The organism is Gilliamella sp. ESL0232 (assembly GCF_013346885.1).
Lineage (GTDB): Bacteria > Pseudomonadota > Gammaproteobacteria > Enterobacterales > Orbaceae > Gilliamella > Gilliamella bombi.
This window is the reverse complement of sequence record NZ_JAAEDW010000010.1, coordinates 41,835-56,908: the sequence shown is the minus strand read 5'-3', so window position 1 is coordinate 56,908 and position 15,074 is coordinate 41,835. Positions and strand designations below refer to the sequence as shown.

At 35.9% G+C, this 15,074-nt stretch carries 15 protein-coding genes; 4 read left to right on the top strand and 11 right to left on the bottom strand.

Features of this window, described 5'->3' with window-relative positions; all coding sequences use genetic code 11:
* Positions 1-116 precede the first annotated feature (116 nt).
* The 7 genes from GYW75_RS10670 to GYW75_RS10640 form a co-directional block, all read right to left on the bottom strand.
* Positions 117-1,622, bottom strand: a complete 1,506-nt coding sequence (locus GYW75_RS10670) for a hypothetical protein (RefSeq protein ID WP_174799341.1) — start codon at positions 1,620-1,622, stop codon at positions 117-119.
* 558 nt (positions 1,623-2,180) lie between these two features.
* Entirely contained in the window at positions 2,181-3,095 is a 915-nt protein-coding gene (galU, locus tag GYW75_RS10665) for a UTP--glucose-1-phosphate uridylyltransferase GalU (RefSeq protein WP_174799340.1), read from the bottom strand.
* Positions 3,096-3,114: 19 nt separating this feature from the next.
* Positions 3,115-3,633, bottom strand: coding sequence for a DUF2569 domain-containing protein (locus GYW75_RS10660; protein ID WP_085165995.1), 519 nt, complete (start codon positions 3,631-3,633; stop codon positions 3,115-3,117).
* A gap of 443 nt (positions 3,634-4,076) precedes the next feature.
* Entirely contained in the window at positions 4,077-5,069 is a 993-nt protein-coding gene (locus tag GYW75_RS10655; RefSeq protein WP_174799339.1) for a hypothetical protein, read from the bottom strand.
* 489 nt (positions 5,070-5,558) lie between these two features.
* Entirely contained in the window at positions 5,559-5,690 is a 132-nt protein-coding gene (locus GYW75_RS10650) for an entericidin A/B family lipoprotein (protein WP_370738315.1), read from the bottom strand.
* 35 nt (positions 5,691-5,725) lie between these two features.
* On the bottom strand, positions 5,726-6,928 hold the full coding sequence (locus tag GYW75_RS10645) for an amino acid aminotransferase (protein WP_174799338.1): 1,203 nt from the start codon (positions 6,926-6,928) through the stop codon (positions 5,726-5,728).
* Between the two features lie 269 nt (positions 6,929-7,197).
* Complete coding sequence (locus GYW75_RS10640; protein WP_065575564.1) at positions 7,198-7,581, bottom strand: RidA family protein; 384 nt, start codon at positions 7,579-7,581, stop codon at positions 7,198-7,200.
* 185 nt (positions 7,582-7,766) lie between these two features.
* On the opposite strand from GYW75_RS10640, the gene ffh reads away from it, so the two are divergent.
* Positions 7,767-9,134, top strand: coding sequence for a signal recognition particle protein (ffh, locus tag GYW75_RS10635; RefSeq protein ID WP_034915314.1), 1,368 nt, complete (start codon positions 7,767-7,769; stop codon positions 9,132-9,134).
* Positions 9,135-9,253: 119 nt separating this feature from the next.
* Here ffh and GYW75_RS10630 read toward each other — a convergent pair whose 3' ends face one another.
* Together GYW75_RS10630 and ispB are read right to left on the bottom strand one after the other, a co-directional pair.
* Complete coding sequence (locus tag GYW75_RS10630; protein ID WP_085165999.1) at positions 9,254-10,126, bottom strand: EamA family transporter; 873 nt, start codon at positions 10,124-10,126, stop codon at positions 9,254-9,256.
* Positions 10,127-10,236: 110 nt separating this feature from the next.
* Entirely contained in the window at positions 10,237-11,223 is a 987-nt protein-coding gene (ispB, locus tag GYW75_RS10625) for an octaprenyl diphosphate synthase (RefSeq protein ID WP_174799337.1), read from the bottom strand.
* 156 nt (positions 11,224-11,379) lie between these two features.
* Here ispB and GYW75_RS10620 point away from each other — a divergent pair, with 156 nt between their 5' ends.
* The gene (locus GYW75_RS10620) at positions 11,380-12,207 is read left to right on the top strand and encodes a TonB family protein (RefSeq protein WP_174799336.1); all 828 of its coding nucleotides are present in this window, start codon (positions 11,380-11,382) and stop codon (positions 12,205-12,207) included.
* 63 nt (positions 12,208-12,270) lie between these two features.
* Here GYW75_RS10620 and pepP read toward each other — a convergent pair whose 3' ends face one another.
* Complete coding sequence (pepP, locus tag GYW75_RS10615) at positions 12,271-13,590, bottom strand: Xaa-Pro aminopeptidase (RefSeq protein ID WP_174799335.1); 1,320 nt, start codon at positions 13,588-13,590, stop codon at positions 12,271-12,273.
* 33 nt (positions 13,591-13,623) lie between these two features.
* A complete protein-coding gene (locus tag GYW75_RS10610; RefSeq protein ID WP_174799334.1) occupies positions 13,624-14,175 on the bottom strand; it encodes a UPF0149 family protein in 552 nt (183 codons plus the stop codon).
* Positions 14,176-14,319: 144 nt separating this feature from the next.
* On the opposite strand from GYW75_RS10610, the gene GYW75_RS10605 reads away from it, so the two are divergent.
* Both GYW75_RS10605 and ptsH read left to right on the top strand, forming a co-directional pair.
* Entirely contained in the window at positions 14,320-14,652 is a 333-nt protein-coding gene (locus GYW75_RS10605; protein ID WP_065589712.1) for a hypothetical protein, read from the top strand.
* A gap of 133 nt (positions 14,653-14,785) precedes the next feature.
* Entirely contained in the window at positions 14,786-15,043 is a 258-nt protein-coding gene (gene ptsH / locus GYW75_RS10600; protein WP_034911114.1) for a phosphocarrier protein Hpr, read from the top strand.
* The last annotated feature ends 31 nt before the right edge of the window (positions 15,044-15,074 follow it).

Sequence of the window (15,074 nt, the reverse complement as noted above, 5' to 3'; positions counted from 1 at the left end):
CTTTGCCTGCTCAGCGCCCCAACACTTGCGCTGGGGCTTTATTCTTTTTTATATTTTCCTCTCTGGCACCATAACCACCTTCCGCGCCCTAAGGATTAAGAACTAAACGCTAAAAACTAAGGTGTGGTGCAAACAGCACCGAAGGCGTAGGAAGAAGCGCCAGTGCCGCCGACGGAGCCGCCGGACGAGGGAACAAAGAAGCCATTGCTACCGATCGTGTCGCTTGTCCAACAGGTGTTATTGAAGAAGCCCGCACCAATATAGTTGCGCAAGTAGCCCCACTCCGTGAAAAAACCTGCTCCTATATGACGCATGTAACCATTACCACTAGACGACGGCGTGGCACCTACTGCACCAGTACAAGGAGCGTAACTATTCATGCCCCAACCAGAACAAACCGCATTGGTTAAATCCCTTACCCGTGACAAACGATAACCCAAACTATTACACCATGTGCTTTGATTAGAAAGGCTATCTCCTCGAATTCCCCGATCAACGAACCACTGCCTCAACACAAATCCATACCTAACCTCATTACCTTGACTATCCCTACCAACCAACTCAAATGTCTGTGGCAAAGAAGGACGTCTAAGTGGACTTGGATTATCTGAATTCATCTGAGTACTATCAGCTTTAGGACCATTCAATGTTACCCGCGTGTTTGAGTAAACCCAATTCACCGTTGCTGTTATATCACCACTACCACCATATGTGGTAACAGACCAACTCAACTGACTTGCATCTATCCCAACTATATCCAAATCAAAATACAATCTATCTGCACCTGTTGTTGGAAAATTTAAACCGTAAGATGATGGATTTGTTGACTGAACTAAAAAACCCTTTGCTGGATTCCACATGCTAGGTGGACCTGCATAATCGCCTGTACCGTTATTTAGATTTGGCCTGACCGCACAAATAACGGGCTGTGACGGTAAAGTGATATAATACTCCGCTGTTCCTCCACTAAAAGTACTACTTCTTGGCTCACCATACTGCGTAGCTAAATTCCCTCCAGTACTACTTAAAGTTACCTTATAAGGTGCATTACATATATCTAATGCATCACTACGATTAATGGTATTGCCATCTTTATCCGTTATTGATAACGATATACTTCCTGATGCAGTAATTTCACTTGCTCCCTGTCCATCTCCATCATCGTCTCTCCATTTACCTTGTGTCACTAAATCATTTATATTTATTGAGTCGCTTGATGGCGGGACTATCATTTCAATATCAGCCAAGGTATCCCCTACATTAGATAACTCGATTGGCGAGGTTGGTGATGAAGGATTATCTTGCGGTGCGAATGTTCGACCATCCGATAACTTAATACCTAATAAATCCTCTGTTTTAGTCACTTTAGTAACACCGCCATCAAAGGTTAAATAAGGTGCAGTACCCTGAATGTAATTAAAAGTAGTAGCCGATAATGCCTGCGATTCTAAGGAGTACGGCAATAACAACAACGGCGCTAATGCCAATGGGATTTTTAAAGATAGTTTTGTGGATAATTTCGATGATATAAATGAGTTTCGTGCAAAAACTCGTCGAATAGGATTATTTGATAAATTTAAGACATAAGTTTGCCGGTGCTTGTACCTAGAATGATAATGCATTATGGTTTACCTATTAATTAATTATTTATTTTATTTAGATTTTTATAATTATTTGCTTATTTAATAAGCTTGTTTTCCTATAACGGCGAAAGTATAACCATTTATAAAATAGTTGGCTAGTTTTTTAGCGGAATTTTTTGTAAAGAAATGTAAATATAAAAACGATTTGTCTTTATAGATAGGTGAATTTTCTAATTAAAATAAGCTGTTAGTTTTATAATTTTTTGTATTTTGCGGAATGATTAATATTGCTGATAACATCTAAAACACAAACACGCCCAACAACCTAGTTTAGCGTACTAGCTTTACTTCGTTATCGGCATATTTTGATGCTGTGATAAGGCTGGCTGATTAACATTGTAGTGCTATAAGCGTGTTTCTTGCTCTAAAATTGTTCAGGTAAACTATTGATTTTATTTAAATTTTTATTTTTAAATAAACCTAACGGTTATTGCAGGCTTAGAGGGGGCAGTGTATTGGTTTCGGATGTTGTCACTGATGTTAATTATTTCCACAAAAGGTCAAAACATTCGAAACCTAGCTAACCTAAATCAAAAATTAAAGCGTTTTTAACCAAGCTTTAACATCGCTACCTAAGCTTTTATGTCGCATTGCGTATTGTACAAATGTTTGTACATAGCCAAGTTTATTACCGCAGTCATGACTACGACCTTTTATGCAATAGGCATCAACACGATCTTCTTTAAGTAACATGGCAATTGCGTCGGTCAATTGAATTTCGCCGCCAGCACCTAATGGAGTTTTGGCAAGTAGAGGCCAGATTTTTTCAGATAGAACATAACGTCCAACAACGGATTGGTTTGATGGTGCTTCTTCAACTGATGGTTTTTCAACAACGCTGTACATTTGTGCAACATTACCTGCAGATAGCTCTTGACCACGACAATCAACAATACCGTAAGAAGAAACTAATTCTTTTGGCACGGGCTCTACCATGATTTGGCTATGTTTGGTTTCATGGTAATTTTTGATCATTGCAGCTAAATTATCGTTGGTAAGGTCACTTTCGTATTCATCGATAATCACATCAGGTAAAACAACAGCAAATGGTTCATCACCAACTAAAGGATAAGCACATAATACCGCATGACCAAGCCCTTTTGCCAAACCTTGGCGGACGCTAGTTATGGTAACATTTTTAGGTAAAATGCCTTGTACTTCTTGCAATAATTGACGTTTAACACGCGCCTCTAACATGGCTTCTAATTCAAAACTGGTATCGAAATGGTTTTCAATTGAGTTTTTTGATGAGTGCGTAACAAATATAATTTCAGTTATGCCTGCGGCAATACACTCTTTAACTACATATTGAATAAGTGGCTTGTCAACAACGGGGAGCATCTCTTTTGGAATAGCTTTAGTTGCTGGTAACATACGAGTACCCAAACCGGCAACAGGGATAACCGCTTTTGTTACTTTTCCATTTACTGAATTGTCTAAATTTGATGTCATTTTATTTCCTTAAAACAAATTAACTAATTATGTCGCTATGAGTAACTTCACTATGGCGACCATTAACAAATGTATTTTTGACTCGAACTGACTTTAACACATAAGCAATCCAAATACTGGTATAAATGATTGCTATCACAATATCTTTTATAAAAGAAAACTCAAATTTAACTTCAAATGGTAACACTATAAAAAGATACCAACATCTTTGAATTAGCTTAAAAACAATAAAACTGCTACTAAATATAATAAAAAAGTTAGGAAATTTATAACTTTTAGTAAAATATAAAAATATAATATAAGCGTTTAAAAGCAATAATAAACAATTTAGACCCATGTCACCTAAAATAAACAGACCCAAATGAATTGTGTGCATTTTCGAGTAGGGATCCAATAATTGTGTCCATACGTCGATAAAATCAATCGCATTTAGTCTAGAAAAGGTAACATATCCAATAAAAATAAAACAAAAAAATAATTCAATACCAACTAAAATTAGCCAACCGCCTAATCCTTTAAGTTCTTTTTCCTTGATCATTTTTGTACCTGTTTAATAATCGATAAATCGTTAGATTCAATTAGCAAAGGATTATCTCTGTCTTTAGCTAAAGAATCAATAGCGATATAAACGATTTGGCAATTTTGTAACACGGCTTGTCTTATACTACAAATTTATCCCCTGTTAAATTTGTGTATTTACCTATTTTTTGAACGACTCTAATTAATAAAAACAAGGTAAATATAAAATAGACAAACAAAAACTAAGAAAATGGCAACAGGACTGGATAAAAGCATAAAAATGTAGAAAGACTTAGGAAAACAAGCATTCTATCTGAGTATTTTTAGCCAATTCAGCGCTTACTCAAAAGATTTTTTATTTCAAAAAAGCGCTTTTGCTATCTAATCACAAAAGCGCAGCTTTATTGGTTTAACACTCATCTTATGATAGGGTAGCTTTCTATTAGGATTAATGGCTAAAAACTAAGGTGTAACACAAATCACATATAGAGAAGCAGGATAATCATAGCCGCCTATATCACCAAAGCGTGGCCACACAATGAGCTGGTACCTGTGGCCATCACTTTCGTCACTCGTCCAGTGAAACCCTTCTCTAAATCCTGCGCCATAAACTGAGAGTACCCCCCACTCTGCAATAAACCCCGCGCCTATTCGACGCTGATAATAATTACCATTTGAGGACGGCGTAGCGCCAACAGCGCCTTTACACCAAGGTCCTGAGTTAAAATTGAAACAAACTGCGTTAGTGACATCTTTTACTTTAATAAGTCGATAACCTAAACTACTACACCAACTTACTTGATTAGGAAGAGTTTCGAGTTTATTAGGCCCTCCACTGACAAACCATTTCTGCAAAACAAATCCATATTTTACAACTTCACTACCTGAACTATCCCTACCCACTAGCTCAAATGTCTGTGGTAAATTTGGCACAGTAATTTTACCTGGATCTGTTGACTGTTTCTGACTATTATTTGCCATTGGCCCGGTTAACTTAACACGTGCTACAACTTTTCCTTTATCGGCAGGAGTAGTCATCCACCACTCATCAGCAACAACACTCGTCACTGTTGCTGTTATTCCCTCATGTGTGACAGGTTCCCATATCAATTCCCCTTCATATCCGTCTATCAATAAATCAAAATATAACCCATCAGCACCCGTTGTCGGAAAATTTTGACTGTATAACATCGGGTTAATTTGAACTAAGAATCCCTTATATGGATTCCATATTTCAGCTGGACCTGCCAGATAGTCGCTATCGTGAAAATCGTCAAGAACCCCACCGCCAAATCGTAGACTCGGCCTTGCGTAATTGATAACTGGCGACGGAATAATTATTGCATCACTACGATTACCCGATCGTTCAATTTTACTTATTGATGCCTGTAAATTCCATGAAGACGACAATAATAATGCTAATACTAGCACGGCTTTTTGAGATAATTTCGGCAATAATGCCGATAATAATTTAAGTGATAACTTCGAGAATATAAACGAGGAAAGCGTAAAAAATTGCCTAAGGCCGTTATTTGATAAATTTAAGAGATAGGTTTGCCAGTTTTGGTGTTTGGTGTTTAAAATTATACAACATAATATTCCGCCTGTCAATTAATTATTTGTTTTATTTGGTTTTTTATTAGTTCACTAAGTGAACTGAATTGGTTTTGATTATAACTATAAAAAAAATACTTGGCTAGTTTTTGCGTTTTTTTAGGATTGCTAATAACCTTCTGATTTATCAAAAAGATTATTTCAGGTATATGCTAGATGATGTATTTAATAAAAATTCGATAGGTTTGAATATTGGCAATTTTCCATAATTAAAGGTGCAATTCGTAAATTTAACGAACCGCACCCAACAAGTAAAAATATAAAATACAAAATATTTTACTCTAAAAATAGTTAAAAAACGGATATTTTGCTAGACATAGATAACCTTAGTTACATTTTATCACTCACTTTTTCGGCTGTATGTGAAATGGCTTTTCCACCCGATTCGACATCTTGACCAACACCTTTTACGGTGTTACATCCAACAACTAAAGTCGCCATTGCTATACCTAATATTAACATTAACATTTTATGGAACATAAAAATACACTCCTTTATTAACATGATTGTTTTAGTGCAGCAAATGCTTCTGCCACACGTTCGATATTATGGTGATTTAAACCCGCTACACACATTCTTCCGCTACCCACCAAATAAATAGCAAAATTATCTTTTAATTGTGTAACTTGCTCTTTACTAAAACCGGTATAACTAAACATGCCCTGCTGTTTTACTAAATAATCAAAATGACAATCAGGTGCCGCTTTTTTTAATAATTCAACCAGAGTTGATCGCATGGTTACGATGCGAGTTCTCATGGATTCGACTTCTTTTAACCATTGCGCTTTAAGTTCTGGATTATTTAAAACATAACTCACTAACTGCACACCATATGCCGCTGGGGTTGAATAATTTTGGCGAACCGTTGCTTGTAACTGTCCTAACACACGGTTAGCGATCTGGTTGTTATCACATAAAACGGATAATCCTCCCACTCGTTCACCATAAAGTGAAAATGTTTTCGAAAATGAGTTACTAACAAATCCACACAATCCTACATCTGCCATTTTTCGAATCGCATAAACGTCTTGTTCAATACCTTTGCCAAAGCCTTGATAAGCAATATCCATAAATGGAATAAGATCTCGTGCTTGTAAAACTGCTATTACTTTATCCCACTGTGCTTGCGTTAGATCAGCGCCAGTTGGGTTATGGCAACAAGGGTGTAGTAAGACTATGCTTTTAGCTGGTAGTTGATTTAATGTTTCAAGCATTGCTTCAAATTTTACGCCACATGTTTGTTCATCAAAGTAAGGATATTGGTTTACTTTAAAACCAGCACCATTAAAAATGGCGATGTGATTTTCCCAAGTTGGATCGCTGACCCATACTTGTGAATTTGGGAAATAGCGAAATAAAAAATCAGCACCTATTTTAAGAGCCCCCGATCCGCCTAAGGTTTGTATCGTTGCGATACGTTTATCTTTAGAGGCCGAATGATCTTCACCAAATAATAAAGATTGGATCGCTTGGCAATAAGCTGGTAGGCCACTCATGGGTAAATACAATTGAGCATCTTGGTTGTGATGATAGATATAATCACGCGCCGTTTTAATACATTGTAATTGAGGCACTATGCTATTTTCATCATAATAATAACCAATACTTAAATTTATTTTGTTTTCTCGACTATCATTAATAAATTCAGTTACTAGTGATAAGATGGGGTCCCCTGAGTACGGCTCTACTTTTTCAAACATTTTTACAATCCAATTGGTACAAATAATAATAATAAATAATTGTAGATTATTGCACCAACTCTATTGGCGATCAATCATTAAATAATAGTTTAATAGCAAATAATTAAGTTGATTTTTGGTTGGAAAATTGCCGTTTTTTAATAAGATGAATAAAGAACAAAATAACCCAAAAAGTCATGTTTTTATATTAATTTTATACTGAAACACATAGTTACCTGAAACTTTTTTACAAAAATTAGCACCTATTGGTGCTAATCTGATAAGCAAATTTATTTAGCGGCAATAACTTCGATTTCGACTTTGGCATCTTTGGGAATTCGAGCTACTTGTACGCAAGAACGTGCAGGGAAAGATGCATTATTTTCAATAAAAAAGGCTTCGTATACTGCATTTACCGTAGCAAAGTCATTGATATCAGATAAGAAAATAGTCGTTTTAACGATATTACTTACTTGATAGCCAGCCGCAGTGATGATCGCTTTAACATTCGCTAAACTCTGTTTGGCTTGCTCTTTAACACAAGTTGGCATTTCACCAGTTGTTGGATCTAATGGAATTTGTCCTGAGGCAAATAACATATTACCTAAATCTACTGCTTGAACATAAGGCCCAATAGCTGCTGGCGCTTTATCAGTACTAATTACTTTTGCCATGTCCGATTTTCTCCTTTTTAGTCTAAACTATTCTGTTTTGTAATTATTAATAATCGTCTTTTTCTCTTTCCTCATTTCAACAGGAACACAATTTTGTGTCAAGTCAGTGCAAAATTATGATCGTGGGACTTATTGAAATTTTCTGATATGATAATGGCAATTTTTCATTTATTACGAGAGTTAATATGTTCGAGAATTTAACCGACCGTTTATCACAGACATTCCGCAATATTAGTGGTCGAGGACGATTATCTGAAGATAATATCAAAGATGCATTGCGCGATGTTCGTATGGCACTACTTGAGGCCGATGTTGCACTACCCGTAGTTCGTGAATTTATTAATCAAGTTAAAGAAAAGGCTGTTGGATTAGATGTCAATAAGAGCTTAACCCCAGGTCAAGAATTTATCAAAATAGTTCAGGCAGAATTAACAACTGCTATGGGTGAGGTTAATAGTTCGCTCAATTTGGCAACTCAACCACCCGCAGTGATTTTAATGGCAGGTTTGCAAGGGGCAGGTAAAACAACGAGCGTTGCTAAGCTAGCTAAATTTTTAAAAGAAAAACATAAAAAGAAAGTGTTGGTTGTTTCTGCCGATGTTTATCGCCCTGCTGCGATTAAACAGCTAGAAACATTAGCTAAAGCTATTGATGTTGAAGTTTTTCCATCTGATATTGCTGAAAAGCCAGTCAATATTGTTAATAAAGCTATTTCGCATGCTAAATTGCAATTTTTTGATGTGTTAATTGTTGATACTGCAGGCCGTTTGCATGTTGATAGCGATATGATGGATGAAATCAAAGCGCTCCATCATGCTGTCAATCCAATTGAAACGCTATTTGTGGTCGATGCTATGACAGGGCAAGATGCCGCTAATACCGCTAAAGCGTTTAATGATGCATTACCGCTTACTGGTGTAATTTTAACAAAAGTTGACGGGGATGCTCGTGGTGGTGCAGCGTTATCAATTCGCCACATTACCGGTAAGCCAATTAAATTTTTAGGAATGGGTGAAAAGACAGACGCTTTAGAGCCATTTTATCCTGATCGCATTGCTTCACGTATTTTAGGGATGGGCGATGTGCTATCTTTAATTGAAGAATTACAAAGCAACGTCGATCGCGAAAAAGCAGAAAAAATTGCCAAGAAGCTAAAAAAAGGTGATAAATTTGATTTTAACGATTTCCAAGATCAGTTAAAACAGATGCGTAATATGGGCGGAATGGGGGCTTTGTTAGCTAAATTACCTGGTGTTGGTCAACTTCCTGATCATATTAAAGCACAGATGGATGATAAAATTACCATCAAAATGGAGGCAATCATTGGTTCAATGACATTAAAAGAGCGTGCTAATCCTGAAATCATTAAAGGTTCTCGTAAACGCCGTATTGCCAACGGTTCGGGAACTCAGGTTCAAGATGTCAACAAGCTGTTAAAACAGTTTGAAGATATGCAAAAGATGATGAAAAAAATGAAAGGTGGCGGCATGATGAAGATGATGCGCCAAATGAAAGGATTAATGGGCGGAGGTATGGGATTACCTCCTCGTTAAGTCATTAATACTAAATTTTCAATTAAATGAGTTATAACTGAGTACTTAGTAACTGTTAACTATAGCTCGCCGTACAACCATTATCCACTTATAATTAGTGCGATAGTGGTTTTAATCGTTTAATTGTTTGGTTTACTCGATTTTATTTTTACTGGGCGACTCATAGTTAGCACTGTACCTATTGATGAGGTAATAATAAAAATAATGGCTAACCACTGGTAGTGGGTTAGTTGTTCATGCAAAACAATGAATCCAGAAAGCGCGGCAAAAACAGGCGATAAGCTCATTAATGTACTAAATGTTTGTGCTGGTAATTTTGGTAGTGCAATCATGTCTAATCCATAAGGGATTGCTGATGCTAATAACGAGACCAGAAAAACCATTGGGAGCAATTCCAACGAAAACATGGTACTGCCACTTTGCCAAATTCCAATAGGAAATAAAAAGCACGAAGCAATGACTGATCCAATCGCTACGCTGGCTGAGCCATAAATAGTGCTGGCTTTGCGTCCAAATAAGATATAACACGCCCAACCACTTCCAGCTAATAGCGCAAATAAAATACCCTTGGGATCTAAATTGCTTGAAGCTTGTTCAATGGGTAAAAGCATAGCCAAGCCAATAATAGCAACACCTAACCAAATAAAATCAAGTACTTTACGCGAGGAGCACATCGCCACCATAATTGGCCCTGTGAGTTCAATGGCAACTGCAATACCTAGCGGAATTCTTGCGATTGCATTGTAAAACGCTAAATTCATACAACCAATTGAAATACCGTATAAAAAAATGTATTTTAATGCTTGTTTTGTCAGTGTTTTACGCCACGGCTTGAATATTAAAATTAACATAATTGCTGAAAAAAATAATCGCCAAGCTGTCATCCCTTCAGGCCCTAATACAGGAAACAGATATTTGGCTATTGAGGCACTGCCTTGCACTGAAATCATCGAGATAAAAATTAACAAAACAGGCCAAAACCTTTTAAGCATAAATAATTACCTTAAATTAAAGTTATTGTATATGAAACTAATGACAAAAAGTTTCAGGAAACTATGTGTTTGAGTATAAAAAGCATATATTTAATTGATTTATTGGCTAGTTAGTTTTCTCTTTTTACTGACAATAAGGCAAGATCTTGTAACGCTTGTTTATAAGGCGAATCAGGTAAAATTGCGATAACGTCAAACGCTTTTTGCGCTTCTTTTTGAGCAGTTTGTAACGTAAAATCTAGCGAACCACATTCGTCCATGATGTTTAAAATACGATCTAATAATTGTCGACCATTACCTTGCTCTATTGCTTGGCGTATTAATGCCGCATCTTGGGCGTTTTTTGTGTGGTGCATAGCATGTAAAAGCGGTAGAGTGGGCTTGCCTTCGTTAAGATCGTCCCCTAAATTTTTACCTAATTTTTGGTTGCTATCAGCACTATAATCGAGTAGATCATCAATGATTTGAAAGGCTGTGCCTAAATATTTTCCATATTCTTGTAGGGCGAGTTCTTGCTCCTCACTAGCTCCAGCTAGGACAGCAGCAGAATGCGATGTTGCTTCAAATAGACGTGCCGTTTTTCGATAAATTACATCTAAATATTGTTCTTTTGTGATATCTGGATCGTTACAATTAATCAACTGTTGTACTTCACCTTCAGCTATTACATTGGTTGCAGCCGACATGATCGTCAATACTTTGAACGATTCTGTACGTACCATCATTTGAAAAGAGCGTGTGTAAATATAATCGCCAACTAATACGCTCGCGGCATTGCCAAAAAGTGCATTGGCGGTTGATTTGCCTCGGCGTAAATCGGATTCGTCAACAACATCATCATGCAATAAGGTGGCGGTATGAATAAATTCAATAAAAGCAGCAGTGATAATATGTTTATCGCCTTGGTAGTTGAGTGCTTTGGCTATTAATAATGCGATAACAGGGCGTATACGTTTGCCACCACTACTAATGATGTAATTGCCTAATTGATTAATTAAAGCCACATCAGAAGTTAGTTCTGCCTGTATTGCCTCATTTACTTTGACTAAATCATTTTTAACAAGATCGAGTATTTGATTCATTGATGGAGTATTCATCAGCCTAACCACTACAAATAATAGATATTTATTTTCTATTATCTGATAAATATCTTTATGCAACAAGGTTTCATCTATCTTATTTTAAAATAATACTACAAATGATAAGCATTTTCATTTAGAATAACTGTCATTAAGTTAAATATGATTATTATTATGAAGATTAACTTTGATATAGATCTCGATAATACTAAGGCCCCTTTGAGTCCAATTAAAAAAAAGCCTAAAAACAACTATGTATGTACATCAGTTTCTGTATTGTCGCATCTTATCTTATTTGCTCTGCTCTTTAGTTCTGCCTTGTTTGCTAAAAATGTTGCTGTTGATGAAGGCGATAATGCGATTAAAGCTATTATGGTCGATCTATCCCAATTTGCCGCCCCTGAACAATCATTAGTTGAAAATACTCCAGAAATTCAAGGTGCGGAAAATAGTGAACTGATCGATAACAAACAAATTGAAGAAAAACCAATTGATCCTGTTGTTGAACCAGAAGTGGTTAAGGAAGAAAATCCTAAATCTATTCTCGAAAAAATATCTAATAAATCAACAGTTGAGCCCCAAAAGGAAGTTGTAGTAAAAAAAGATAAAAAGCCGAAAAAAAAGCGCAGGTCAGTCCAAAAAGCTTCTCATAAACAAGTTAGGCAAGAAGTGGTTAGTGATAATTTGGCAAATACCCCTGTTGCACCCAAACTTTCAGATAATCGCCAATATTCAGGTAATCCTTCTCCAATTAGACGGAATCAACCTGAGTATCCACGCCGAGCGCTTGATATGCGCTTAGAAGGCTATGTGGTAGCAATGTTTGATGTTAACAGCGATGGGCGAGTTGAAAATATTCGCATTGTTGAAGCAAATCCTAATAATATATTTAATCGTTCGGTAATAAATGCCATGAAAACTTGGAAGTACAAATCAATTCCAGCAAAAGACCTAAAAATTAGAATTATTTTTAACCGTGATAAATCAATTAAGTTGGATTAATAATTAGGTAGATGAAAACAAAAAACCGTAATTTTTATTTTAAAAATTACGGCAACGACACAATTAATGAGTAAATTTATTTTCCATTAATTTTTCAATTTCAGCTGGGTCTTTTGGAACATCACCTGTCAGAACTTCATTTCCTGTGTCAGTAATTAAAATGTTATCTTCGATCCGAATACCGATACCTTTATATTGTGCTGGTACATCTGATTCTTGATTAATATAAAGCCCTGGTTCAACGGTCAATACCATTCCTGGCTCTAAAATTCGATCTCGTCCACTACCAACATCATGTACATCAATACCTAACCAATGGCCTAAACCGTGCATGTAATATTGTGTATAAGCTTTATTAGCAATTAAGCTATCAACATCACCTTGCATAATCCCGAGTTTTACTAAACCTTCTACCATCGTTCTTACAACTTGATTATTGACTTCCATAATTGACGTGCCCGGTTTAAATAATTTAATGGCTTGATATTGTGATGCTAAAACGATGTTATAAATTTCAAGTTGAGCGTGGTTAAATTTGCCATTGATAGGAAAAGTGCGAGTTATATCTCCTGCATAGTACTGATATTCACAACCCGCATCAATTAAAACTAAATCGCCATCTTTTAACTGCTGACTATTATTTTCATAATGTAGTATACATCCATTATTACCACTACCAACAATGGTGTTATAAGATGGTGCTCGTGCGCCATGCCACGCAAATTCATGCAAGATTTCAGCTTCTAGTTGATACTCATACATATTCGGTTTACATTTTTGCATTGCTCGAACGTGAGATTGTGCGCTGATTTTGCAAGCCTTGCGCAATATTTTTATTTCAAAATCTGATTTAAACATGCGCATTTGATGAACTATCGGTCGCCAATCGATCGTGCTGTTTGGTGCATAAAAATTTAATCTACTCCCTTGTCGCAGCGTATTCATTGTGTGATCTACGATTCTATCGGCATATTGATACTGTTGGTCGGCATGGTAAACCGCCGTTTTGCCATTTAATAAATCAGGTAATACTTTTTCAATCTCATCAAATATATAAGCTTCATCAACAAAAACCGTCTTTAATGCGGCATCTTGACCTAAACGGTAACCAGTCCAAGTCTCTGCTAGCGTATCTTTGGGGCGATTAAATAATATGTATTTAGTTGTATTATCTTTTTGTTTAACTACTGCAAATACCGCTTCTGGTTCAGAAAAAAGTGTAAAATACCAAAAGTCGCTATTTTGTCGATATGGGTAGTGGGTGTCATTACTCCTCGTCATTTCTGGAGCAGCAAAAAAAAGTGCAACACTATTTGGTATCATTTGAGCTAGTAATTTTTCTCGACGTGCAAAAAGTTCTGTTTCGATATCAGTATTTATCATTGTGATGCCCCTGAAGATATAATGTTATTAATATTAATGGATTGTTGGGGGTGTGTCAGCCTCATTAAATTCGTTAAATTCATCAAAACATAGCATAGAAGTTATGCGAACATACTCTTTTATCTCTTCAAAAGCAAAACCAAGCTCTTGTTGATCTTCATTTTCATCATAGCCTAGTTTAACAATTTGACGTAGGTCATAAATAGCTTCACCAACATCACCTTTGATGTGGTTAATTTTAGGTTGCACAAGTCCAATACCAAGTAAAAAATGATTTACCCAACCAACTAAATCATCCAGTTGTGTATATAAATCTTTGTCGCTAAGTAATAACTGAAAGCTGAAATCTTCTTCAAAAAATTGCTGTTTGATAAGCGCATAAAGTTGGCTAATTTTTTCATCTAATGATGTTGGCATTTTTTGACCATTGTTTAACATATCCTCAACTAATGGACGCCAGCTCTCGTCATTGTTACCTCCAGCTAATATGCCTGAAAGAAAACCATGTAACTCAGCAGCGGTAATGCCTATTTTATTTTGGATTAATTGGCGATTAAATTCGTCGTAATTAATAGTATCTGACATAAACTTCCCCTAATATTATTACATCAAGAAAAATGCACTCTGCACTTTCTTCAATTATTAGTATATAATTTGCATCTAATTATAAATCATAAACAGATTGCTTTGCTTTATAAAGGAATTATTTTGAACATTATAGGATTTATCATGAAATTTTCACTGCAATTATTATTTTTTGCAGGATTAACATTATCATTAACCTCCTGTAGTTCGTTTTTATCGAATAAAGGCGTAATTGTCCTTGATGTGCAAGATAAAATACATACCTATGTAACCAGTCAAGACTTACCTAAATCTTATAAATTGGGTAATAGTGAGCAGGAATTACAGCGATTCGAGGCTTTCTGTAGAGAGGAGATCCGCATATCACAACTTGATGGTAGTGAAGAAATCGTTTTTGAGAATATTAAACATGGAATCCATGGACAGGTAGAATTTAAAAAATGTAGTGATAAAGTCACTCGTATCTACCGATACTGATAAAGTATGGCTATCTTAATATGATAGCTAATACGACGACTTAATATAAAAGATCGATGAAATCTTACTAGCCTTTCAGGCAGTTTTTATTTATATTGGTCGGTGAAACAAAATATTTTGGGAGTAAAATAATATGTATAAACAAGATGTAACTATTACTGCATCTAACGGTCTTCATACCCGCCCTGCTGCACAATTTGTTAAAGAAGCAAAGAACTTTAATGCAGAAATTACTGTCACATCTAATGGTAAAAGTGCGAGTGCTAAAAGTCTGTTTAAGTTACAAACATTAGGTTTATCACAAGGCACAACTATTACCATTTCTGCCGAAGGTGAAGACGAAAAAGAAGCAGTTGCTCATTTAGTAAAATTAATTCCTGAGTTGGAATAATAACTCCCGATTAGCTATGAACGGTTTTAAA